Origin of the sequence: Mariniplasma anaerobium, assembly GCF_016865445.1 — a bacterium.
Taxonomy (GTDB): domain Bacteria; phylum Bacillota_I; class Bacilli_A; order Acholeplasmatales; family Acholeplasmataceae; genus Mariniplasma; species Mariniplasma anaerobium.
The window spans coordinates 989,083-1,012,525 of sequence record NZ_AP024412.1 but is presented as its reverse complement, the minus strand read 5'-3'; the positions used below and the strand labels follow the sequence as shown (position 1 = coordinate 1,012,525).

Genomic DNA, 23,443 nt, shown 5'->3' with positions numbered 1-23,443 from the left:
TCTAGATAAATTAACATGAAATATGATATAATCATAAGTAATAGGAGTGTGATTTCATGCCAGTCGTAGAACTATTTAATTTTTACTACTTCTTATATATTTTTATTGCACTTGGTGTAACGATCTTATCTGTTAAGTTTCTAAAAAACAAATCAGATAAATTTAGACACTATTTTATTTTTGGATTGATTATATTTAATCTTGCTATTCATTTTTTAAAGATTTTAATATTCCCTTATACAATACTTGATTCAATATCGATATGGTCTAAAGTGTCTTTTGAAAATATATGCGCAGTTAGTGTTTTAATTTTTCCATTTTTATATTTTATTAAAAATAAAACATTAAAAGACTATATGGTCATGGTAGGTATGGCATCAGGTATTTTAACCTTTGTTGTCCCACTAGACGCAATGAGCACGATGTTTAACGGTTATATACCTATAGGCGTAAGATCTGCATTTATGCTTGAGACAATCAGATTTTATACTGCTCATTTTATTTTGTTTTTAGTACCGTTTCTTATGATGCATTACAAAATGCATGAACTATCTATTAGAAGAGCATATCGACAACCATTTGTATTGCTTGTCGTTTTATTAATTATCTTTTTAAATGAACTATTTATTACTGCAGTAGGTTGGGTTCCTAAAGAAGAACTATTTAATCCAAGTAAAAGAAATCCTTCATATATTTTTGGATCTAAAAATGAATTTTATGGAGTTGGAATGATTATTGGATTTTTAGTTCCATCCATCTTTATGGTTACACATCCAGTCTATGGATTTACATTCTATATACCTGTACTATGGTTGGTTTTACCAGTTATAGTCTATGGAGGCTTAATCGCTTTAATTATGTGTTTTATTTATGATAAAGATGATACGATACTATTTTTTACAGAAAAACTTAGACTTCGAGGACAAAACGCTCAAGAATCAAATGAAATTTAGTTTACATAATTTCGGGAGGAAAATATGGAAAATAAAGCAAAAGGATTTACATATGTAAAAACACCTTTTAACTACATTTCTTTTTACGAAGATGGCAAATGGAGTGAAGGTGTATTAAGAGAAGAAGATACAATTACTATTTCATCCACATCAACAGCACTACATTATGGACAAGAAGCTTTTGAAGGCTTAAAAGCATATAGAAGAAAAGACGGCAATATCAATTTATTTAGAGTACTTGATAATGCTAAAAGATTTCAAATGTCATGTGAACGCATGATGATGCCAAAAATTCCTTATGATATATTTATTGAAGCAGTTAAGATGACTGTATTAGCTAATAATGAATTTGTTCCACCATATGGATCTAATTCAACTTTATATATTAGACCCTTTATGATTGGTGTTGGAGCTAATTTAGGACTAAGACCAGCAAAAAAATATATCTTTAGTGTGGTAGTCTCTCCTGTATCAAGTTATTTTGAGGGACCACTAAAACCTGTAGATATGATTACTTCATCTATTGATCGTGCCGCACCTCATGGTACAGGACATGTTAAAGTTGGTGGAAATTATGCAGCAAGCTTATATGCACAAGTAGAAGCTAGAGAAAAAGGGTATGCAGATACTATTTTTCTAGATCCAGCAACGCATACTAAAATCGAAGAAGTTGGGGCAGCTAATTTCTTTGGAATTACCCATGAAAAAGCTTATATAACACCCAAATCTCCATCTATCTTAGATAGTATTACAAATAGAACTTTAAGACATATCGCTTTTCACATGCTTGCACTAGATGTTCAAGAATGTGATATTGATATAGATGCTCTTGATCATATTGATGAAGCTGGAGCATGTGGCACAGCTGCTGTAGTTACACCTATAGGAACAATTACCCATTTGGGACATAAACATCAATTTAAGTATCATAAAGAAATGGGTCCAATTACAAAAGAGCTTTATAGAATTATTACAGGGATACAAACAGGAGATATTCCTGACCCTAGCAACTGGATAACCATACTTAAAGTATAGAAAGGTTTTTCTATGAGACAAATCACATTTGATAAATTTATTGCATGGATTAAGAAAAATTACAAAATTTTATCAGCAATCTTTACGGTTTTTATGCTGATAGTTTTTTACTTTTATATTCTAGCACTAGATAATAACCATTTAGCACATACACATGTAATGTATATTGCTATTGTTTTTGCTGGTGGCATATTAGGTGGAGTGTATGGTTTTGTTACAGCCATTATTGCAGGCATATTAGTTGGACCTTTGATGCCATATGATTTAGTAACAGGAGATGCTCAACTCTTTTCTGACTGGTTCTTTAGATTAGTCATGATGGTTATAGTTGGATTGATGAGTGGTTATTTTTCTAAAAACTATCGGTATGTTAACGAAAGAATTGAAACATTGATGACTGTAAATACTGAATCATCTTTATACAATATTAATTATTTAAAAGAAATACCATTTGACCTTGAAAAGAATTATATGATTATGTCAATGATTATTTCAAATCATCAGACGATATGTGATATTGCAGGTTATAAAACTTATTATAATTATTTACAAATCTTAGAAGAAAAGTTTCTTAAATTTGATACAAAATCTGTTGTGATTCATCCTCAGTTAAATAAAATTTGGCTTATTGTTTTATGTGAACGTTATGAAGATCAAATTGAACAAATTTCAAAACTCATTAAAGGGATTAATCATGTTGACGCATATAAATTTTTTGTTGATTTTGGCCTAGGTTTTCATCAAATAAGAATTGAACAACATCAAGAAGTTTCTTCATATTTCACAAATACTGATATTGCAGCTAATGAAGCTTTAGAAAAACATATATTATATACAAAATTTAAAAACGTGGAAACACGTAAGAAATATGAATATGAACTTTTAAGTGAATTTGAAGAAAGCTTAAAAACAAATCAAATATTCTTGGTTTATCAACCAAAAATTGATTTAAAAACTAGAAAACCTATTGGATTAGAAGCGTTAGTTAGATGGTATCATCCAATAAAGAAAATGATTTATCCAGATGATTTTATTCCTGCTATTGAACAGACATCTTTAGTTCACATAATGACAGAAGAAATTTTTAGAAAAGCATTAAAATTTCACCAAGATCTTAAAGAAAAAGGGATTGAAATCCCTATATCTATTAATATTTCCACAAAAAATCTTTATGATATGAGTTTTTATAAAAATATGATTTCTATATTTAGAACATTTGATATTTCCCCTCATATGGTTAAATTAGAAGTTACTGAAACAGTTTTAATGGAAAAACCAGAATTAAGTAAGTCTATATTAGAAAAATTTGCTAAATTTGGATTTAAGATAGTCATTGATGATTTTGGTAAAGGATATTCATCACTAGCGTATCTTGCACAGTTTCCAATTCATACGATAAAAATTGATAAATTCTTTACCAGTCAAATTCTAATTTCTCAAACAACCCAAGCCATTGTTAGAGCAACTATTGCACTAGCTCTTCAATTAGGCTATGAGGTCTTAATAGAAGGTATAGAAGATAAAGAGACAGCAGATTTGTTAGAATCTTATGGATGTCATACTGCTCAAGGGTATTATTTTATGAGACCAGAAAAAGAAATAACAATCACAAATTACTTAATTGCAAATTATAAATAAAAAAAAGGAATTTCTATCTTTGATAGAAGTTCCTATTTATTTATGTTTGACTGGAAATATATCTATGATCTTTAATATCAAATATAGTTTTCTTTTCACTTGTTTCCCATAGTGCAAATATAATTACCATTAAAAGTGAGAAAGGAACTGCATATTGCACATTATCAATAAGTCCATGTATTTGAGCTGCACCATATCCTATGATAAACAATGATTTTTCTAATGTAATGTTTTTAAAGAAGAATGTTGCAACTTGAAAGAAATGAACGAGTAATGCAAATAGTCCAAAGATACCCATTGCAGCTAATGCTTGAACCAGTGTAGAATGATACATAAATAGCCTTGTGCCAGGATTTAACTGTTGAAGTGATAACCAACCTCCACCAAAGAGCGGATGTGCTTTAAAAACGGTTAGACCTTGTTGATAGATTTCAATTCTATTAGAACTAAAGTCATTTAAGTCTTCTCCAAAGGATAACATAAATCTGTCCCACCATTTAATCGCAGCTTCTTGATAAATATAAAAGATAATACCAATGACTGTTAAAAAGACGAGCATCTGAATTAGCTGCATGACATGTCCTTTAATGAGATTAAAGGCTATAATACCAATAAAACTTATCGCAAATCCTATTAAACCGCCTCTTGATTCTGTTAAGAATACAAAGATAACAGGAATAATCATGACGATCCATAAATACATGTGATATGGTTTTTTATAAATAAAATATAGATAAGAAGGAAATGTTAGAGCGATATAAAAACACATATCGTTTACATTTGCCCATCCAAGATTTCTTCCCCATCCAGCAAATAATCTATCAACAAATGCTAGGTCTGGATTAGCAATATAGCCTCTATAAAGATAAAGTCCAACTTGAGCAGTTAATAAGATATTTACAAAGATCATAATCTTAAAAATATAATCAATGTTTGCTTTAGCTGTAGATAGTAAAAAGATGTAAAACCCTAGATAAACAAAGCCTAATAATGAAACAGGTATAGAGTTGATTTCAAAAGGAATGAATAAAAGAGATAATACATAGGATATTGCGATTAACAAAAGACCTAGAGTGAAATGGCCCTTTTTTATTTTAGGCTTATATCTAAGATAATGAATGAGAGGGCCTAAAAATACTAAAGCTAGTGCGATGTATACCCATCCGACAGATGTAGTTGTATCAAAATTCATATCACTTTTATTAACAATAAATAAAAATGATATCAAAATAGGAGCTATATATAGTGTGTTTTCAAAGAAAACTAATATTAAAAACATCAAAGCTACTAAAACAAATAAGCCAATGATGTTATAAAGATTAAATATATGTGGGGGCGTTTCTTGATAAAATGACCAAGATATCAATGTAATCGCAAAAATAAGTGCGATATAAACACCACTATTTAAAAAGCGTTCGATATGTTTCATGTCTACCTCCAAAGATGTATACACCCATTATAATATGTTTAGCCCTTTTTTAAAAGGAAAAAGATGCATTAAGATGCATCTTTAGTGATAAGTTGTAATAATTTTTTAGCAGCCTCTTGTGGACCATTCATCGCTTTACCTTTGATAGCAAGTCTTGTATAAATTTCACCGACTGTAATATGATGCGTATATAAGATTTTAAACATGTTATCAATTAATAGATCACACATTTGTTCCTGTTGTACAGGTCCAAAAGGATTTGCGAAATAACTTTTAACCAATCCAATTTCTGCAGTTGTTCCTTTAGCAAATCTTTTGCCTTCTTTAAAGGTTTTAAGTGCATCATTGATATCATCAAAATATGTGATACCATCATTTGTATCTATATAATTGTTTGCGTAAAACAGAAAATCTACGCTATGATCTTTAATGATGAAATCATAAGTACTTACTGGTAGAATCACTCGGGCATTTAATTGATCTGGATTAAAAAATATTGCACGATCCATTTCTTGATAGGCATATCCTGCATCAAGATCATCTAAGCGAACAAATGCTCCAGTTTCTGTTCCTCGTGCATAAATCTTTTTGTTTTTAATAAAGAATGTTCCCATATCATCAAAAACAACTCGCATATCTTTAATATAGTCCCTACCTATGACTCTTAGAGCTTCTAGTGTTTCTGATTTACCTGCACCACTATCACCGATAACAACTACATTTTTTTCTTTTCCATTTTTTAATAAGATGTTAACCATTGCTCCATGGATGGGTAGATTTTTATGATCAATGGAATGAATGTTATGTAGTGTTAATAACATTTTTTTCATATATCCAAAATAATCATTTTTATCTGATCTAGAAACAACTCCAATATATATATTTTCTCCTAAATCTTTATAGTATGTGCAATCAAATTCATTTTCTCTAACGCCATAGATATAAAGAAGATCAGGTTTTTTATGTTCATAATCTTTAAAAGAAGCAGGTTCGAATAAATTACTTAAGGCAATCCCATGATGAAGAAAATCTCTATGAATATATACGAATGCTATAAGTTTACCCACTTTAATAGGATAAGTTATATAGTGAAGTTTATTAATTTCAATATGATCAAGTGGATTTTCATGAACTTCTCTAAATAGTCCTTCACGTTTATTTGATTTTGAGTAAATAATAAATGGAGGTCTAGTTAGTATCTCTTGAATGTAATTTACATTTTGGAGATTATGATAAGTTGGATGATCGCTAAACTTATGAGGCATTAACGCAAGATTTGCGTTTATGCCAGCTGGAAGTTGTCTTAATGTATAAAATTGTTTTCCCAATATGTTTTGTGTGATTGTTCTATAAAGATTTAAGATACGTTGATTGAATTGATCTGATTCATTGATCAATAGATTTGCATGAGACTGGTTGGTATAGCGTTTATTTGCTAGAACCATACCAAAACGTTCAAGTTTTCTCCAATGGTCATAAAAACTTTCGGTAAAACGATAAAAAGCATCTCGTTTATTTAAAAGAGGTGTTAAGGCTGGATTTTTCTTGTCTATATCTAAATAATCATAAATCAACAAGAGTTTATATGCATCATGAATCATAGGGATAGATACCCCTTTAAATTGCAGCATAATGATATCTTTTTCTGATCTAAGTTTTCTTATGTATTGAGCTAGCACCATTTCAAAACTCTTTGATGAAACGATTTGTATCTCGTTATCACAAAGGGATGCATTGAAATTGATGAGCGCATATCTATCTGTTAAATGGAATCTTTTCATAGTATTATTTCCTTATCTGTCGTTTAAACTATTTTACCATACATATTTAAATTTATTGTTTTCACATAAAAAAAATCTAGGAAATTCCTAGATTTTCTTTTTATAACAACGTCTACGTTTATGTTCATTAAAATCAAATGATTTCCATTGATTTTGAATTGCAATATTTTCTTCAAGTTCAGGTCCACTTTCAGCAAATTTAACACCATGTTTTGCGCCTGTTATAATACCATCTTCAAACATTAATGCAATGATACCATGTCCTTGATGTTTTGGATCAACTGCAATGAAATATAGATCAATAACATCATATTTTTTCAGACCTCTAAGTAATCTAAAGATGCCAAATGGAAACAAGTGACCATTATTCTTTTTATTGACTTTGGCTAAACTTGGCATAATGACTGTAAAGCCTACTATTTTATCTTCTTTGTCTAAAACAAACCAGATATATTCTAATTGAACAATCATGATCATTTGTTTAATATAATAATCCATGACTTTATCAGTGATTGGAAAGAAGCCATATAATTCTTCAAATGCTACATTATACATTGCAAATGCTTCATAAATGTATTTGAACAATTCTTTTTTCTTTTTAACTTTAATTAAACGATAACCATAGCGTTTTCTAGCTATTTCTGCACCACGTTTAACTTTATCAGATACTTCAGTTGGCCACATGATTTGTTTTTCAACCCAGTCAACATCTTTTTCAAATCCTAATTGTTCAAGGTGTTCCTTATAGTAAGGATGATTATAAACAGTTATAAACATATTAAGTTGATCAAAACCTTCAACTAATAAGCCTTGACGATCAAGATCGGTAAAGCCAATCGGACCGATGATATCAGTCATGCCTTCTTTGGTACCCCAGTCTTGGACTGATTTGATCAATGCTTTTGTAACTTCTATGTCATCAATCATATCAATTCTTGAAAATCTAACTTCCTTTTTATCAAAAGCTTTATTAAGCTTATGATTGATGATACCTGCAATACGTCCTACAAGCTTACCATCATTATATGCAAGAAAACGAATTGAATCACAGTATTCATGAACTGGATTTGTTTTTTTATTAAATACGTTTCTTTCATCTATTGAAAGTGCTGGAACAAAGGCCTCAACTTTTTTATATAATTTATTAGGAAACTCAGTAAAACGAATTGAATCAACAAAATTATTTACTTCTTTAATTGTAATCATAGTATTAAATCCTCCATTAACTTATTAATATTGTATCTCAATTTGTGAAATTGTGCAATATATAACCAAATTACTTTCTTATAATAGAATATATGTTATAATAAATAAGGTTTGACAAACATGTAAACATAAAAAATATTTAAAAGGAGTTTATAACATGAAAGTAGAAAAATTAGCAACAAACCGTGTGAAATACACATTTGAAGTTACACCAGAAGAATTTGAACATGGATTAAGCCATGCGTTTGATACAGTTCAAAAAGATGTAGAAGTAAAAGGATTTAGAAAAGGTCATGTACCAAGAAATATTTATGAAACAAAATTTGGAATTGAATCATTATATGAAGATGCGATCAATCATGTATTACATCATAAATATCATGAAGCACAAGCTCATCCTGATTATGAAATCGTAGGTCAACCTGATGTCGATGTTGATTTTGCAAAAATCAAGATTGGCGAACCATTTGAAGTATCATTAGAAGCACCTGTTAAACCTGATGTAAAATTAGGCGAATACAAAAACATAGAAGTTAAAAATATTGACATAACAGTAAGTGATGCTGATGTAGATAAAGAAATCAAAAATCTTTTAGGACAAAAAGCAGAACTAGAATTAAAAGAAGGCGCATTAGAACTTGGAGATACAGCAATCTTTGATTTTGATGGATACCTTGATAACGAACCTTTTGAAGGCGGAAAAGCTGAAAACTATCAATTAGAAATTGGTTCTAACCAATTCATTCCTGGATTTGAAGACCAAATGGTTGGTTTAAAATCAGGAGAGAAAAAAGATTTAAAAGTAACTTTCCCTGAAAACTATCAAGCTGATAACTTAGCAGGTAAAGAAGTTACATTTAAAGTTACACTTCACGAAATTAAAACCAAAAACTTACCTGAATTAAATGATGAATTTGTTGTAAGTCTTGAAAAAGAAGGCGTTAAGACTGTTGAAGAATTAACAAAGACAACAAGAGAAGAATTAGAAGCAGCTAAGAAAACTCAAGCAGAACAAACAATGACATCAGAAATTATCGAAAAAGTAGTAAATGCAGCTGAGCTAGATGTTCCTGAAGTTATGGTTGAAGATGAAATCAAACAATATAAAGAAAATATCGCAAATCAAGCTAAACAATATGGTCTAGAATATGATATGTTCTTACAAATGAACGGTATCACTCCTGAACAATTTGACGTTCAAGTTAAAGTTGAATCAGAAAAAAGAGTAAAAACTACATTAGTTATTGAAGAAATCGCTAAATTAGAAGGTATTAAAGCAACCAAAGAAGAACTAGAAGTAAAATATGTAGAGCTAGCAGAACAATATAAGATGGCAGTTGATGAAATCAAGAAATATATTCCTACTAATATCTTAGAAAAAGATGTTATTGTCAATAAAGCATATTTATTTGTTGTAGATAACGCTAAAAAAGTATAAAATATAAAGGGGAAACCTAAGTTTTCCCTTTTCTTTAATAAAAGGAATTGGCACTCAGTCATATTGATTGCAAATATTGGTAAATGTGCTATAATAATTATGAACATAAAAAGAAGGAAGTGAAATATATGGAACTAGCAAAAAGTCTTCCAGCAATCATCGTACGCGGTACTGTTCCAGTACCTAATAATGATTTTAGAATTGAAGTTGGTCGTAAGATATCTTTAAAGGCTGTAGAAGAAGCTGAAAAGAATTTTGGATCTTATGTAATCATCTTAGTACAAAAAAATCCTTTGATCGAAGAACCAACAACAAAAGATATTGAATCTTTTGGTGTTTTAGCTAAGATTCAAATGAAAATAAAATTGCCAAATGAAGCATATAAAGTTAAACTATCTATTCTTAGCCGTATTGAGGTTAAAGATTATTTTATAACTGAACCATACTATGTGGTTGAATATGAAGAAAAAGATACTATCATGAGTGATCAAGATAAAGAGGTTACTTTAGTTAAAATGGTAGTTGAAGAAGTCGCAAAATATGGGCAAACAATTTTATTACCTAACAATCAAGTCTTAGAAAAAATTCAAAATGGTATTACAAGCGAAAAAGTTTGTGATATGGTTTCGTTTTATCTAAAAATAAGCGAACAAGAAAAATACAGATATTTAGAAGAATTAGATTTAAACAAACGTTTACGTATGTTATTAGAAGACATTAACAAACAAAAAATGATTGTTGAATTAGAACAAAAGATTAATGAAGAAATTAAAAAATCAATTGATGAAAATCAAAAAGAATATTATCTTCGTGAAAAAATGCGTGCCATTCAAAATGAATTGGGCGATAAAGCGAAAAAAGAAGAAGAAATTGATGAGCTAAGAACTAAAATCTTGAAAGCTAAAATGCCTAAAAACATTGAAGTTAAAGCATTAGCTGAACTTTCTAGATATCAATCTACACCTTCTGCAATGGCAGAATCATCAATTATTAAATCTTATCTTGATTTGCTAGTTGATTTGCCTTGGCATAAATCAAGTAAAGATAATTATGATTTGAAAAAGGTTCAACAAAAACTTGATGAAAACCATTACGCTTTAGAAAAAGTTAAAGATCGTATTATTGAATATTTAGCTGTTAAGATTATGACAAAACGTAATCCACAAACAATTTTATGTCTTGCTGGTCCTCCTGGTGTTGGTAAAACATCACTTGCTATATCAATAGCTGAAGCACTTAATCGTAAGTTTGTTAAACAATCTTTAGGTGGTGTCAGAGATGAATCAGAAATAAGAGGACATAGAAGAACCTATATTGGAGCTATGCCAGGTCGTATTATTAAAGGTATGAAAGATGCGAAGACCATGAACCCTGTCTTCTTACTCGATGAAATCGATAAGATGAGCAGTGATTTCAAAGGGGATCCAGCATCTGCAATGCTTGAAGTTTTAGATCCTGAACAAAATGCTAATTTTAGTGACCATTATTTAGAAGAACCTTATGATTTATCACAAGTGTTATTTATAACAACAGCAAACTATTTAGAAAACGTACCTGCGCCTTTAAGAGACCGTATGGAAATTGTTGAATTATCTAGTTATACTGAACATGAAAAATTCCAAATTGCTAGACGTCATTTAATTAAAAAACAATTAAAGGCTCATGGTCTTAAAGATAAAGATTTTGAAATTACTGATGATGCGATATATCATATCATTCAACACTACACCAGAGAAGCTGGTGTGCGTGAATTGAATAGATATATTGGGGCCTTGATTAGAAAAGGTATTAAAGATATATTATTAAAGAAAATTTCAACTATATATATTGATGATGAAGCTTTAGAAGCATATGTTGGCAAACCTAAGTATACTCATAATTTAGCAGATGCTAAAGAACAAATTGGTGTTGCTACTGGATTAGCTTATACAGCCTTTGGTGGAGATACACTTCCAGTTGAAGTGACTTACTATAAGGGTAAAGGCCATTTGGTTTTAACAGGTAAACTTGGCGATGTGATGAAAGAATCAGCACAAACAGCTCTATCATTTGTTAAATCAAACGCTAAAAATCTTAATTTAGATCCTTCATTATTTGAAGAAAATGATTTCCATATTCATGTGCCTGAAGGAGCAGTTCCTAAAGATGGACCTTCTGCAGGTATTACAATTGCAACTGCAATTGTCTCAGCTGCTACACAAAAATATGTTAGAAAAGAAGTTGGGATGACTGGTGAAATCACATTAAGAGGACATGTACTACCTATTGGTGGCTTAAGAGAAAAATCAATTGCTGCTCATAGAAGTGGATTAAAGACAATTTTAATTCCAAAACAAAATGAAAAAGATATTGATGACATTCCTGAAGAAGTAAGATCAGCATTAGAAATCATAACTGTTGAAAATGTGAATGAAGTCTTTAAAATTGCGCTTAAATAAGTTATAATTAAAAGTAGTCAATATGACTACTTTTTACTATATTAAGGATGTGTAAATGTGATTAAAGAAGCAATGTATATAAAAAGCTTAACAGATTTAAAAGATAAACCAGATGTTTTACCTCAAATACTACTTTTAGGACGTAGTAATGTAGGGAAAAGCTCTTTTATCAATAGCTTAACTAACAGAAAAAATTTAGCTAGAGTTTCTAAAACACCAGGTAAAACTTTGTTATTAAATTTTTATTTAATCAATCAAAACTTTTATCTTGTAGATGCACCTGGCTATGGATATGCAAGACGATCTAAAAGTTTAAAAGATGATTTTATCATTATGATAGAAAAGTTCTTGCTTGATAATCAGGATTTGTTATTTGTTTGTCTTTTAATTGATTTCAAAGTAGGTCCAACAAAAGATGATTTAAATACATATCAATTTTTAAGACAATTGGGTCGTGAAGTCATTGTTGTTGCAACTAAAAAGGATAAAATACCTAAGACAAAACAATTTAAACAAGAAAAATTAATCAAAGGTATGTTAAGTAATCCTGAGATATTTATTGCTATAAGCAATGTAACAAAAGAAAACATAGATAAGGTTGAAACATTATTCTTGTCAAGAATAGACGAAGTGATTCATCCTTAACATAAGATTACACAGTATGTGTGATATGCTAGCTAGATCGTAGAAGTTAAATTTCTACACATAAGGAATATACATATGAAAAAATTGACATTATTTGTTTTATTTGCATTATTACTAAGTTTAACAGCTTGTGCAGCTGAAACTATAGATTATACCATTGATTTTGAATCAAATGGTGGTTCAAGTATTGCTTCAATAAGCAGTGGAGAACTTCCAGGCATGATCCCAGTAAAAGATGGATACAAGTTTTCAGGATGGTTTTTAGATAGTGATCTTAATTATCCAGCGTACTTTAATGCAGTAGTTTATAAAGATATGACTGTTTATGCAAAATGGGTTTTAGATGAAGAGATATTAACAACTGATGATATTGAATCTATTATAGAGAACTATCCGTTTGAATCACTAAATCCACTTGATCTTGATCCTTTATACATCATTGAATTATATGAAGATTATATCAATGATATGTTATCTGAAATTCAAAAATCTGTAGTGATGATTGATATTTATGATGGCTTAGATTATATAGGTGGTGGCTCAGGAGTTATCATAGATAAAAGTGGCTCAACCTATTATGTTTTAACAAATCATCACGTTGTCGATGGAAGTGAAGGTTTTGAGTTTGAAATAACATTGTTTGGAAATACAAGCGACACGATTATCAGTGATAACAATATTAATCTTTTATGGAAAGATGTAACAAATGATCTTGCTTTAATGACTTTTACATCCACTAAAACTTTTGTACCTGTTGAATTTGCGGATTTATCAGATATACGCGTAGGAGAAATGGTTTTTGCAATCGGATCACCACTTGATCTTCCAAATACTATAACTTCAGGAATTGTTTCAATGGTTAATCGATCCATGTGGGACTATGATGGTATGGATACCATGATGATTCAACACACTGCAGGTATTAATCCTGGAAACAGTGGTGGAGCTTTAATAGATGTATATGGTAAGTTAGTCGGCATTAATACCATGGCATATGTTGATGAATATGTTGGTGAAGGTATTAATAATTTATTTTTCAGTGTTCAAATCGATATCATTATAGATACGATAGAAAGTTATGAGTAAATGGAGGATTATATGAATATATTAGTTTCTGGTGGTACAGGTTATATTGGTTCACATACTGTAGTTGAATTGATTGCTGCAGGTCATAGTGTTGTAATTGTTGATAATTTAGTAAATTCAAATGAAGAAACAATAGATAAAATTTTTAAAATTTCTGGTGTTAAACCTATATTTTATAAAGTTGATTGTACAGATCATATCAAGTTAGAAGCTATATTTAAACTTCATCAATTTGATGGAATCATCCATTTCGCTGGATTAAAGGCTGTTGGTGAGTCAGTATCAATTCCTTTGGCTTATTATTATAATAATTTGGTATCTACAATTAATTTAAGTCAATTAGCAATTAAATATGGTGTTAATAAATTTGTATTCTCATCAAGTGCAACCGTTTATGGAGATCAAAAGGTTCCTTTTTCTGAAGATATGGAATTACTTCCAACAACCAATCCATATGGTGAAACTAAAGCGATGAGTGAACGTATTTTAAAAGATACGGCTCAAGTCAATAAAGACTTTAAAGTATCAATCTTAAGATATTTTAATCCAGTTGGGGCACATAGTTCAGGTTTAATTGGTGAACAACCAAATGGTATTCCAAATAATTTAATGCCTTATATACAAAAAGTTGCCAATAAAAAATTACCAATCTTAAGTATTTATGGAAATGATTATGATACACCTGATGGAACAGGTGTAAGAGATTATATTCATGTGGTTGATTTAGCTAAAGGTCATGTCCTTGCTATTGAAAAACTATTAGATAGTGTTGAAGTTTATAATCTAGGCACTGGTATTGGCGTTTCTGTTTTAGAGCTCTTAACAGCTTTTGAAAAAGCTAATAAAATAGAAATACCTTATAAAATTGTAGGTAGAAGACCAGGAGATATATCAAATAGTTATGCAGATGCAACTAAAGCTTATGATAAATTAGGATGGAAAGCAGAAAAAACGATTCTAGATATGTGCAAAGATACTTGGAAGTTCGAAAAAAGTAATAAAGCTTAAAATACTTGTTTAATAAGAGTCTTTATGCTAATATAATTACATATGTGATGAATAGGAAGAGTAATGAGGATTTCATTTAAAGAGACGAATTGAAAGGTGCGAAATTCGATTGAAACTCATGAAGGTAGCCTAGGAGCACTTTTAATGAAATAGTAGTAGTTAAAAGCGTATGCCTTGCGTTAAAAGGATTAAGTGCTAGAAATTTATTTCTAGAACTAAGGTGGTACCGCGATAATATGTCGTCCTTAGATTTATTCTAAGGACGTTTTTTTATTTTTTGGAGGATTTATGAAAACATTAATAACAAAAAGATTAATTTTAAGAGATTTAGCTTTAAGAGATGTGCAAGATCTTTTTGCATATGCAAAAAAACCAAATATTGGTCCCATGGCTGGATGGTCTCCACATAAAAACATTAAAGAGACTGCAAAGATATTAAAATTATTAATACGGGAACAAGAAGTTTGGGGTATAACGACTAAAACTGATGATGCTTTAATTGGAACCATTGGTCTGCATGTTAGAAATTTTGAAAATGCAGTCGAAAACAGAAGAGAAATAGGATATGTTCTTGATGATAAATATTGGGGACAAGGCTTAATTGTCGAAGCGTGCTTTAAAGTTTTAGATTATGGCTTTAATGCACTTGGATTAGATGAAATCATGTGTGGCCATATGGTCTCAAATACTCAATCTAAGCGGGTTATTGAAAAATGTGGGTTTAGATACCTAAAGACAGAAAAAAGAGAATATATGGATAAAGAAGATATAGATGTCATGGTATATCACATGACAAAAAGAGATTATAAGGAGTTGATTGATCATGACAACACTAAAACCTAAATATGATTTTAAAGAGGTTGAAGCAGGCAGATATCAAACATGGGTTGATAAAGGATATTTTAAATCAGGTATAAACAAAAAAGGTAAACCATTTAGTATCGTTATTCCACCACCAAATGTAACAGGTAAACTACATTTAGGACATGCATGGGATAATACATTACAAGATATCATCATCAGACGTAAACGGATGATGGGATATGATACACTCTTTCTTCCAGGTATGGATCATGCTGGTATTGCGACTCAAGCAAAAATTGACGCAAGACTTAAAGCAAGTGGCATATCAAGATATGATATAGGAAGAGAAAGCTTTTTGAGACATGCTTGGGCATGGAAAGAAGAGTACGCAAACTTTATTAAAACTCAATGGGCTGCATTAGGTAATTCTGTTGATTATGATAAAGAAAGATTTACACTAGATCAAAAGTTAAATGACGCTGTTAATAAGGTCTTTTTATCATTATATGAAAAAGGATATATTTATAGAGGACATCGTATTATTAACTGGGATGTTGAAGCAAAAACAGCATTATCAAATATTGAAGTTGAACATGAAGAAACACAAGGTAAACTATATTATTTTAGATATCCATTTACAGATCAACCAGGATATTTAGTTATTGCGACTACAAGACCTGAAACCATGTTTGCAGATCAAGCATTGATGGTTCATCCAGATGATAAAAGATTTAGTCAATATGTAGGCAAGTCTGTTTATATTCCTGGAAGTAAAGTAGAAATTCCAGTAATTGTAGATGATTATGTAGATATGGAATTTGGAACAGGTGTTGTTAAAGTTACTCCAGCGCATGATCCAAATGACTTTGAAGTAGGGAAAAGACACAATTTAGATATGCCATTGTGTATGAATGAAGATGGCACGATGAATGAAATGGCACATAAATACCAAGGTTTAGAAAGATTTACATGTAGAGAAAAATTAGTAGAAGATCTTCGAGCTATTGATTTATTAGAAAAAATTGAAAGTTACACAAATAATGTAGGATACAGTGAAAGAACTGGCGTTATTGTTGAGCCTAGATTATCACTACAATGGTTTGTTAAGATGGAAGAATTATCAAAACAAGCCCTAGATGAATCAACGTCTGAATTTGTACCATCAAGATTTAAAAAGATTTTTGTTAACTGGATGACAGATACATATGATTGGTGTATCAGTCGCCAATTATGGTGGGGACATAGAATACCAGCATGGTATAAAGATGATCAAGTTAAGGTTCAAATTGAATCTCCTGGCTCTGATTGGACTCAAGATGAGGATGTGCTTGATACATGGTTTAGTAGCGCATTATGGCCATTTTCCACATTAGGATGGCCTGAAATAACAGAAGACTTTAAGAGATATTATCCAACAAGTGTTATGGTTACAGGATATGATATTATCTTCTTTTGGGTTGCACGTATGATTTTTCAAGGTCTAGAGTTTACAAAACAAGATCCATTTGAAAGAATACTAATTCATGGTCTTATCAGAGATGCACAAGGTAGAAAAATGAGTAAGTCTTTAGGTAATGGTGTTGATCCAATGGATGTCATTGAACAATATGGCGTTGATGCCTTGAGATATTTCTTGACAACCAATTCTGCACCAGGTGCAGATTTAAGATATGAAGAAGAAAAAGTTGAATCATCATGGAACTTTATTAATAAATTATGGAATATCACAAGATTTATTACGATGAATATCGAGGATATTAACGTTAAAAAAGATAGTGAGTTTAATTTAGCTGATCAATGGATTTTATCAAGATTATCTGAAACCATTAAAGAAGCTGATTATAATTATGAAAAATTTGAATTTGGTGAAGTTTCAAGATCACTTTATCATTTTATTTGGGAAGATTTCGCAAATTGGTATGTTGAATTTGCTAAAGTATCTTTAAAAGATGAAAAACAAAATCAAACGACTCAATGGGTTTTAATTAAAGTCTTAAAAGATATCTTAAAGTTAATGCATCCATTTATTCCTTTTGTAACTGAAAAATTATTCTTAGAAATATCAACTGAAGAAACGATTATGTTATCTAGTTGGCCAGTTGCTGATTACAGCGACCAAACATCTATTGATATCTTTAATGAAGTTAAAGATGTTATTACAAAGGTAAGAAACTTAAGAGCGGAACATAATGTTGCACCATCTAAACCATTAGATATCGAGTTAGTGATAGAAGATAAAAATGATTTAGAAGTGTTTGCTAAGTTTGATGCATACTTTAAAAAGTTCTTAAACACAAATGTATTAACAATCTCACAAAAACTTAACACATCATCTGAGACAATTGTTTTAGTTGGGTCTAAGATTATTGCTTATGTATTAAAATCAGATATTATTGATCCTTTAATGGAAAAAGAAGCTTTGATTAAGCAACAAAGTGATTTAGAAAATGAAATTAAGAGAAGCGAATCATTATTGCAAAATGAAAAATTCATTTCAAAAGCACCAGAATCTAAAATTAATCTTGAAAAAGAAAAATATGAAGATTATAAAAAACAATATGAAATCGTGGTTGAAAAATTAAAAACTTATGTTTAAAGATATAAAAGAAGCCATTTATTGGATAGAAACACAAACAAAGTTTAAGCCTAAAACAGACCTATCACGTATGAAATTTGCTTATAATATGTTAGATCTATCATTTAAAGATACTAAGTTTATTCATGTTGGAGGTACAAATGGAAAAGGTTCTGTATGCTCTTATTTAACACACATCTTTTTAGAGATGGGTTTATCTGTGGGCACATATACATCACCATATTTGATTAGCTTTAATGAACGCATCAGAATGAATGGATTAATGATTAATGATGAGGATTTATTAGTAGAAATAAATGAGATCTATACATTTAACGAAACTTTTTTAAAAGCATATGGAGAACATCTTGCCTTCTTTGAACTTTTAACATTAATGGCACTAAGTTATTATCACAAGACAAAAGTTGATGTCATTATTATGGAAGTTGGATTGGGTGGATTGTTAGATGCGACAAATGTTATTAATTGTGATGTGTCTTTAATTACAAATATTGGTTTTGATCATATGAAACAACTAGGTAACACTTTAGAATCGATTGCGTCTAATAAACTAGGCATATTAAAAAGCAAGAACCATTTGATCTCAACAGTCGACAAAGAACTTTATCCTTATTTCATATCGTTCATGAAGGATATGGATGTGACTTATAGACTTATTAACGATTTGGCTTATCAGGTAGTATCTTTAAATCCTGTTAACTATATCTATCAACATGAAACATATAGTGTATCTCTACTGGGAAAACATCAAATATTAAACTCTATATTGGCTATAGAAGCTGCTTTATATGTATATCCGAGCATAGATATGAAAACCATACAAAAGGGTCTAAAAAAGGCAATATGGGCTGGTCGATTAGAATCTATTGCAGATCAAGTCTATATAGATGGTGCACATAATGCTCATGCATTATCTGCTTTATCTGATAGTTTATCGGAAACATTTAAAGATAAAAATATTCACGTCTTATTTAGTGCGTTAGGTGATAAAGATATAAAAGCAATGTTAGATATCGTCAAGACATTTTCTTCATCTATTGTCATCACTTCATTTGATGATTTTAGATATAAGGATTTATCTGAATATACTGATCAATCTATTTTTTATATTAAAGATTTTAATGAAGCATTTAATCAATTGTATAATAAACTTACATCAAATGATATACTCTTAATTACAGGATCACTTCACTTTGTAGGATATGCTAAAAAAATGTTATCAAATCAATTTAAGAAGTAAAATATAAACATCTCACTTATTATCAATTAAATAAGGAGATGTTTTTTATGTATTTAGTTAAAGAAATGCCATTAGATCAAAGACCTCGTGAGAGATTAATAGCACATGGAGCTAAAGCTTTGTCTAATGAAGAATTATTAGCAATATTACTTAGAACAGGATATCATGATCAATCAGTTTTAGAATTATCAAAGCATGTCTTATATCATCTAACTTCATTAGAAGAATTAAAAAAGATAACCTATCTTGAATTATTAAAGATTAAAGGAATTAAGGGAGCAAAAGCTACAACTATTTTAGCAGCAATTGAGCTAGGTTATAGACTTTCTGTATTTAAAAGAGAACAAAAGATTAAAATATCTTCACCCAGTGATGTTTATTACTTACTTCATGATGAGATATCTCATCTAGAGCAAGAGCATTTTATTGTAATCTATTTAAACATTAAAAGTGAAATCATTAAAAGAGAAACCATTTATATTGGAACAATTAATCAAATGATGATTCATCCAAGAGAGATTTATAAAAAAGCAGTAATCTATGCAGCTGCTGCAATGATTTTTGTTCATAATCATCCATCTGGGGATTCTCAACCATCTAAAGCAGATGAGAAAGCAACATATCACTTAGAAAAAACTTCAGAAGTCATGGGGATTGATTTAATTGATCATATCATTATTGGTCATCATGAATTTTATTCTATTAAATCAAAACATAGAACAAAATTAACATAATTCATGATATAATTTTAGGTAAGGATGTGATTATATGAAGAAAAAAGATTCTACAAAAATATTTTGGTACTTAGCTGCCATAGGATTTATCATTTTATTTATGTTGATGTTGTTATCAAGCATATTAGATGTTGGTGACAGATTAACCAATATATCACCTTATCTTTCTTATGTTTTTTATGGACTAACAGTCATTTTAGTATATGCACTTATTTTAAGACCTGTACATATTATCTTGTTTTCACCAACATTTTCTGTTCAAACGACATTAGATGATGGAGAAACATCAAGAAAGAATTTTAGATTATATAAAAAAGTAGTTAAAAGATTGTTATCTGAAGACTATATTCCAGAAGAAGAAAAAGAAAATTTAACCAAAGTTTTAAATGATAAAGTTTTATTACAAGGGGCTTTGCATCATACGTTTAATAAATATGTTAAAAAAGAAATTAATAAACGTATTAGAAAAAATGCAAAAACAGTAATGATTTCAACTGCTATTTCACAAAATGGTCGACTAGATTTCTTTACGATTATTGTCGTCAATTTGAAAATGATAAAAGAATTAGTTGAAATGTGTGGATTTAGACCTTCATATAAAAATTTATCTAAACTAACTATTAATGTTTTTACAACAGCATTAATTGCAGAAGGTTTAGAAAATGTAGATATGAATGATGTTCTACCTGCTTCAACACTAAACACTTTAGGAGAGATACCTTTAATCAAGCCGATTATGAGTAGTGTAACTCAAGGTGTATCTAATGCATTATTGACTTTAAGAATTGGTATTGTTACTCGTAAATATTTATTTAGTGATGCAACTGAAATCACTAAAGAGAAGATTAGAAGAGATGCTTTATTAGAAGCAGCTAAGATGTTACCATCAGTTGTTGGTGATGCAGTATTGATTTTACCTAAGAAATTTATTAGTCTATTTAAAAAGCAAAAAAAAGAGGCTGAAGAAGATTAATTTTTACAAATAAGAGATAAATCAAAAATATACAAAAAGAAAGCCGCTTAATTGTACTTTATGGTTGACTTTTTGCCTTAATTACGATAAAATATTCCTGTTGTACCACATAGAAAAGGTGTTAAACGCATAATATGCTACCTTGATAGTGAGTCTTCATAAAAAAATAAGGAGGTTAACAGCTTATGTATGCAGTTATTAAAACTGGTGGTAAACAAGTACGTGTAGTCGAAGGTCAAGAAATTTATGTTGAAAAACTTGATGTTGAAGCAGATGATACTTATGAATTCACTGAAGTATTGATGATTGGCGGAGAAAAACCTGTGATTGGGACACCAGTCGTAGAAGGTGCAAAAGTAGTTGCGAAAGTAGTAAAACATGGTCGTGGTAAAAAAATTATCGTGTTTAAGTACAAAGTAAGAAAAAAATATCGCAAAAAACAAGGTCATCGCCAAGCTTATACGAAATTAGTTATTGAAAAAATCGTAGCATAATCTCATGATTACGGTTAAAAGTATTTATAACAATAATCAATTAAAAGAAATTATTGTTAAAGGACATGCCAATTATAAAGCGAAAGGCGAAGATATCGTCTGTGCAGCTGTTTCAACTGCAACGATTCTGACCGCAAACGCAATTGAGCATTTAAAACTAGATCAACTCATTGATCTAGATGTAAGTGAAGGTTATTTTAAATTAAGTCTTTTAAAAGAAAATGATATTGTATCGGGACTTATTAAAAATTTAGAATATACCTTACATGATTTAGAAAAACAATATCCAAATTATATTAAAAATCAGAAGGAGGGATAACATGTTAAAGTTAAATATACAGTTATTCGCATCTAAAAAAGGTGTAGGTTCAACTCGTAATGGTCGTGATTCAGAATCTAAGCGTTTAGGATTAAAGTTATCAGATGGACAGCATGCAAAAGCTGGAGCAATCATTTTCCGTCAAAGAGGAACTAAAATTCACCCAGGTACCAACGTGGGACGCGGCGGCGATGACACACTATTTGCAAAAGTTACTGGCACCGTTAAATACGAACGTTTAGGTCGTGACAGAAAGCAAGTATCAGTCTACGAAGGATAACCTAGTTATCCTTTTTTTATAGAAAAACAGGTGATTAAAAATGTTTATTGATGAAGTTACAGTAGAAGTATTCGGCGGTAGAGGTGGAAATGGTATGGCCTCATATCGAAGAGAAAAATATGTTGAATATGGTGGTCCTTGGGGCGGAAATGGCGGACATGGTGGTTCGATTATTTTTGTTGGTGATGAAGGAAAGAACAATCTTATTGATTTAAGATACCAAAGACATATCCGTGCAAAAAACGGAGAAAATGGCATGTCTAAAGGCATGCATGGTAAAAATGCTGAGCATAGATTTATTAGAGTTCCTCTAGGAACTATTGTTTATAGTGAAAATAAAGAGTTTTTCTTAGGTGAAATCACGAACCATGACGAAAGATTAGTTGTTGCTCGTGGTGGAAAAGGTGGACGTGGAAATATTGCGTTTGCGACTGCGAAAAATCCTGCACCTGATTATGCTGAAAATGGCGATCCAGGTGAGGTAAGAAAATTACATATTGAATTAAAAGTAATTGCTGATGTTGGTTTAGTTGGATATCCAAGTGTTGGAAAATCAACAATAATATCAGTAGTCTCTAATGCAAGACCTAAGATTGCTGAATATCATTTCACTACACTACAACCAAACTTAGGTATGGTTTATGTGGGTGAAGAATCATTTGTCCTAGCAGATTTGCCAGGATTAATCGAAGATGCTCATATCGGTCATGGATTAGGTATACGCTTTTTAAAACATATTGAAAGATGTAAAGTCTTTTTACATGTTCTAGATATCACTAGAGATGATCCATATGGCGATTATGTAAAAATTAATCATGAACTTGAAATGTATGATGAAGCTTTACTAGAAAGACCACAGATCGTTGTGATTAATAAAATTGATATGCCAGATACTAAAGAAAAGATTGAAGAGCTGAAATCTAAAATCTCTCATGATATTGTCTTAATATCTGCTATTACTCAAGAAAATGTTAAGACCTTAATGTATAAAACACTAGAAGCGTTAAAAGAAGCTCCGAAAATTGAAACTAAAGATGAAGAAACACATAAACTTTATGAGTTTGAAGCTCAAGGACCTGATTTTGAACTTGAAATATCAGAAGACAATGTCTTTGAATTATCAGGAACTAAGTTAAAAATTATGTTTGAAAGAACTGATTTTACTAAAGATGAAGCAGTTAAACGTTTTGCTAGACAATTAAGAAGTTTAGGTGTTGATGAAGCATTAAGAGATAAAGGCGCAAAAAATGGAGATATCGTAAGAATCTTTGATTTTGAGTTTGAATTTATAGAATAGTCATTTGACTATTCTTTTTTTTATATAAAAAAATAGGAATCCATAAATT

Annotated in this window: 20 protein-coding genes and 1 other annotated feature; of the genes, 17 read left to right on the top strand and 3 right to left on the bottom strand. The window is 30.2% G+C overall.

What is annotated here, in order from left to right; all coding sequences use genetic code 11:
* The first annotated feature begins 56 nt into the window (after window positions 1–56).
* The 3 genes from MPAN_RS04875 to MPAN_RS04865 are packed head-to-tail and all read left to right on the top strand — an operon-like array spanning window position 57 to window position 3,626.
* On the top strand, window positions 57–953 hold the full coding sequence (locus MPAN_RS04875) for a hypothetical protein (protein ID WP_176239533.1): 897 nt from the start codon (window positions 57–59) through the stop codon (window positions 951–953).
* A gap of 24 nt (window positions 954–977) precedes the next feature.
* Window positions 978–1,988 carry a branched-chain amino acid aminotransferase gene (locus MPAN_RS04870; RefSeq protein ID WP_176239532.1) on the top strand — a complete coding sequence of 337 codons (1,011 nt, stop codon included), beginning with the start codon at window positions 978–980 and terminating at the stop codon, window positions 1,986–1,988.
* Window positions 1,989–2,000: 12 nt separating this feature from the next.
* Window positions 2,001–3,626 (top strand): EAL domain-containing protein, encoded by a 1,626-nt coding sequence (locus MPAN_RS04865; protein ID WP_176239531.1) that lies wholly within the window; start codon window positions 2,001–2,003, stop codon window positions 3,624–3,626.
* 40 nt (window positions 3,627–3,666) lie between these two features.
* Here MPAN_RS04865 and MPAN_RS04860 read toward each other — a convergent pair whose 3' ends face one another.
* The 3 genes from MPAN_RS04860 to MPAN_RS04850 form a co-directional block, all read right to left on the bottom strand.
* The gene (locus tag MPAN_RS04860; protein WP_176239530.1) at window positions 3,667–5,055 is read right to left on the bottom strand and encodes an O-antigen ligase family protein; all 1,389 of its coding nucleotides are present in this window, start codon (window positions 5,053–5,055) and stop codon (window positions 3,667–3,669) included.
* 68 nt (window positions 5,056–5,123) lie between these two features.
* Window positions 5,124–6,836, bottom strand: a complete 1,713-nt coding sequence (locus MPAN_RS04855; protein ID WP_176239529.1) for a phosphoenolpyruvate carboxykinase (ATP) — start codon at window positions 6,834–6,836, stop codon at window positions 5,124–5,126.
* A gap of 87 nt (window positions 6,837–6,923) precedes the next feature.
* A complete protein-coding gene (locus tag MPAN_RS04850) occupies window positions 6,924–8,042 on the bottom strand; it encodes a GNAT family N-acetyltransferase (protein ID WP_176239528.1) in 1,119 nt (372 codons plus the stop codon).
* A 157-nt stretch (window positions 8,043–8,199) separates the two neighbouring features.
* On the opposite strand from MPAN_RS04850, the gene tig reads away from it, so the two are divergent.
* From tig to obgE, 14 genes are all read left to right on the top strand, one after another.
* The gene (gene tig / locus MPAN_RS04845; RefSeq protein ID WP_176239527.1) at window positions 8,200–9,480 is read left to right on the top strand and encodes a trigger factor; all 1,281 of its coding nucleotides are present in this window, start codon (window positions 8,200–8,202) and stop codon (window positions 9,478–9,480) included.
* A 128-nt stretch (window positions 9,481–9,608) separates the two neighbouring features.
* Window positions 9,609–11,918 (top strand): endopeptidase La, encoded by a 2,310-nt coding sequence (lon, locus tag MPAN_RS04840; protein WP_176239526.1) that lies wholly within the window; start codon window positions 9,609–9,611, stop codon window positions 11,916–11,918.
* Between the two features lie 57 nt (window positions 11,919–11,975).
* A complete protein-coding gene (gene yihA / locus MPAN_RS04835; RefSeq protein ID WP_176239525.1) occupies window positions 11,976–12,563 on the top strand; it encodes a ribosome biogenesis GTP-binding protein YihA/YsxC in 588 nt (195 codons plus the stop codon).
* A 75-nt stretch (window positions 12,564–12,638) separates the two neighbouring features.
* Entirely contained in the window at window positions 12,639–13,649 is a 1,011-nt protein-coding gene (locus MPAN_RS04830; RefSeq protein ID WP_176239524.1) for a trypsin-like peptidase domain-containing protein, read from the top strand.
* Between the two features lie 12 nt (window positions 13,650–13,661).
* The gene (gene galE, locus MPAN_RS04825; RefSeq protein ID WP_176239523.1) at window positions 13,662–14,657 is read left to right on the top strand and encodes a UDP-glucose 4-epimerase GalE; all 996 of its coding nucleotides are present in this window, start codon (window positions 13,662–13,664) and stop codon (window positions 14,655–14,657) included.
* A gap of 38 nt (window positions 14,658–14,695) precedes the next feature.
* Window positions 14,696–14,907, top strand: a binding site (T-box leader).
* Window positions 14,908–14,945: 38 nt separating this feature from the next.
* Window positions 14,946–15,500, top strand: coding sequence for a GNAT family N-acetyltransferase (locus MPAN_RS04820; protein WP_176239522.1), 555 nt, complete (start codon window positions 14,946–14,948; stop codon window positions 15,498–15,500).
* Window positions 15,481–18,057, top strand: a complete 2,577-nt coding sequence (locus MPAN_RS04815; RefSeq protein ID WP_176239521.1) for a valine--tRNA ligase — start codon at window positions 15,481–15,483, stop codon at window positions 18,055–18,057. The genes MPAN_RS04820 and MPAN_RS04815 overlap by 20 nt, the downstream gene beginning before the upstream one ends.
* The gene (locus MPAN_RS04810; RefSeq protein WP_176239520.1) at window positions 18,050–19,297 is read left to right on the top strand and encodes a bifunctional folylpolyglutamate synthase/dihydrofolate synthase; all 1,248 of its coding nucleotides are present in this window, start codon (window positions 18,050–18,052) and stop codon (window positions 19,295–19,297) included. The genes MPAN_RS04815 and MPAN_RS04810 overlap by 8 nt, the downstream gene beginning before the upstream one ends.
* A 47-nt stretch (window positions 19,298–19,344) precedes the next feature.
* The gene (gene radC / locus MPAN_RS04805) at window positions 19,345–20,031 is read left to right on the top strand and encodes a RadC family protein (protein WP_176239519.1); all 687 of its coding nucleotides are present in this window, start codon (window positions 19,345–19,347) and stop codon (window positions 20,029–20,031) included.
* 34 nt (window positions 20,032–20,065) lie between these two features.
* On the top strand, window positions 20,066–21,004 hold the full coding sequence (locus MPAN_RS04800; RefSeq protein WP_176239518.1) for a YcjF family protein: 939 nt from the start codon (window positions 20,066–20,068) through the stop codon (window positions 21,002–21,004).
* A gap of 185 nt (window positions 21,005–21,189) precedes the next feature.
* Window positions 21,190–21,498, top strand: coding sequence for a 50S ribosomal protein L21 (gene rplU / locus MPAN_RS04795; protein WP_176239517.1), 309 nt, complete (start codon window positions 21,190–21,192; stop codon window positions 21,496–21,498).
* Between the two features lie 4 nt (window positions 21,499–21,502).
* Window positions 21,503–21,817: a ribosomal-processing cysteine protease Prp gene (locus MPAN_RS04790; RefSeq protein ID WP_176239516.1), complete on the top strand. Its 315-nt coding sequence runs from the start codon at window positions 21,503–21,505 to the stop codon at window positions 21,815–21,817.
* Between the two features lies 1 nt (window position 21,818).
* Window positions 21,819–22,097: a 50S ribosomal protein L27 gene (gene rpmA, locus MPAN_RS04785; RefSeq protein WP_176239515.1), complete on the top strand. Its 279-nt coding sequence runs from the start codon at window positions 21,819–21,821 to the stop codon at window positions 22,095–22,097.
* A gap of 40 nt (window positions 22,098–22,137) precedes the next feature.
* The gene (obgE, locus tag MPAN_RS04780) at window positions 22,138–23,394 is read left to right on the top strand and encodes a GTPase ObgE (protein WP_176239514.1); all 1,257 of its coding nucleotides are present in this window, start codon (window positions 22,138–22,140) and stop codon (window positions 23,392–23,394) included.
* Window positions 23,395–23,443: the final 49 nt, after the last annotated feature.

Excerpts from the sequence above, each read along its gene's own strand:
- MPAN_RS04875 (WP_176239533.1), top strand. The coding sequence starts at position 57 with ATGCCAGTCGTAGAACTATTTAATTTTTACTACTTCTTATATATTTTT.
- MPAN_RS04870 (WP_176239532.1), top strand. The coding sequence starts at position 978 with ATGGAAAATAAAGCAAAAGGATTTACATATGTAAAAACACCTTTTAAC.
- MPAN_RS04865 (WP_176239531.1), top strand. The coding sequence starts at position 2,001 with ATGAGACAAATCACATTTGATAAATTTATTGCATGGATTAAGAAAAAT.
- MPAN_RS04860 (WP_176239530.1), bottom strand. The coding sequence starts at position 5,055 with ATGAAACATATCGAACGCTTTTTAAATAGTGGTGTTTATATCGCACTT.
- MPAN_RS04855 (WP_176239529.1), bottom strand. The coding sequence starts at position 6,836 with ATGAAAAGATTCCATTTAACAGATAGATATGCGCTCATCAATTTCAAT.
- MPAN_RS04850 (WP_176239528.1), bottom strand. The coding sequence starts at position 8,042 with ATGATTACAATTAAAGAAGTAAATAATTTTGTTGATTCAATTCGTTTT.
- tig (WP_176239527.1), top strand. The coding sequence starts at position 8,200 with ATGAAAGTAGAAAAATTAGCAACAAACCGTGTGAAATACACATTTGAA.
- lon (WP_176239526.1), top strand. The coding sequence starts at position 9,609 with ATGGAACTAGCAAAAAGTCTTCCAGCAATCATCGTACGCGGTACTGTT.
- MPAN_RS04830 (WP_176239524.1), top strand. The coding sequence starts at position 12,639 with ATGAAAAAATTGACATTATTTGTTTTATTTGCATTATTACTAAGTTTA.
- galE (WP_176239523.1), top strand. The coding sequence starts at position 13,662 with ATGAATATATTAGTTTCTGGTGGTACAGGTTATATTGGTTCACATACT.
- MPAN_RS04820 (WP_176239522.1), top strand. The coding sequence starts at position 14,946 with ATGAAAACATTAATAACAAAAAGATTAATTTTAAGAGATTTAGCTTTA.
- MPAN_RS04815 (WP_176239521.1), top strand. The coding sequence starts at position 15,481 with ATGACAACACTAAAACCTAAATATGATTTTAAAGAGGTTGAAGCAGGC.
- MPAN_RS04810 (WP_176239520.1), top strand. The coding sequence starts at position 18,050 with ATGTTTAAAGATATAAAAGAAGCCATTTATTGGATAGAAACACAAACA.
- radC (WP_176239519.1), top strand. The coding sequence starts at position 19,345 with ATGTATTTAGTTAAAGAAATGCCATTAGATCAAAGACCTCGTGAGAGA.
- MPAN_RS04800 (WP_176239518.1), top strand. The coding sequence starts at position 20,066 with ATGAAGAAAAAAGATTCTACAAAAATATTTTGGTACTTAGCTGCCATA.
- rplU (WP_176239517.1), top strand. The coding sequence starts at position 21,190 with ATGTATGCAGTTATTAAAACTGGTGGTAAACAAGTACGTGTAGTCGAA.
- MPAN_RS04790 (WP_176239516.1), top strand. The coding sequence starts at position 21,503 with ATGATTACGGTTAAAAGTATTTATAACAATAATCAATTAAAAGAAATT.
- rpmA (WP_176239515.1), top strand. The coding sequence starts at position 21,819 with ATGTTAAAGTTAAATATACAGTTATTCGCATCTAAAAAAGGTGTAGGT.
- obgE (WP_176239514.1), top strand. The coding sequence starts at position 22,138 with ATGTTTATTGATGAAGTTACAGTAGAAGTATTCGGCGGTAGAGGTGGA.